The following is a 418-nucleotide window of genomic DNA, read 5'->3' on the forward strand; positions in this document are numbered from 1 at the left end:
TCGTTACGGGCAAGGACGGTGCGATTTATATCAAGCTGGACGATAAAGAAGGCATCCATATCACGAGCAGCAAGCAGGTGAATATTTCAGCAGGAGGCAATCTCAGCCTGTCTGCCGGGAAGACGATGAGCCTGTCCGCAGGTAGTCAGCTCCGTATGGATTGCAACGGCAGTCATATTGAATTAAGCGGTTCAGCGGACATGAAGGGCAGCGAAGTGAAATCAAATTAAGGATGAGTGGAAATGGAAAAGCAAACAGATGTGTTAGATCAGCAACAAACAGCCCTTTTTCACGCATGGTCCCTTATTCGTAAGGAATGGGCGTTGAAATGCAGGGCAACCCATGCCACCAGGCTGCAGCATATCGTAGAACATTTTCGCACCTTTTGTCAGCTTGTTCGGCAAAAGCAGCTGGAAGG

At 48.8% G+C, this 418-nt stretch carries 1 pseudogene; it reads left to right on the plus strand.

The features are described 5' to 3' along the window. Positions 1–230, plus strand: a pseudogene (locus JO375_RS05275) (hypothetical protein); the annotation flags it as partial. Between the last annotated feature and the right edge of the window lie 188 nt (positions 231–418).

The organism is Paenibacillus farraposensis (assembly GCF_020736845.1).
Classification (GTDB): Bacteria; Bacillota; Bacilli; order Paenibacillales; family Paenibacillaceae; genus Paenibacillus; species Paenibacillus farraposensis.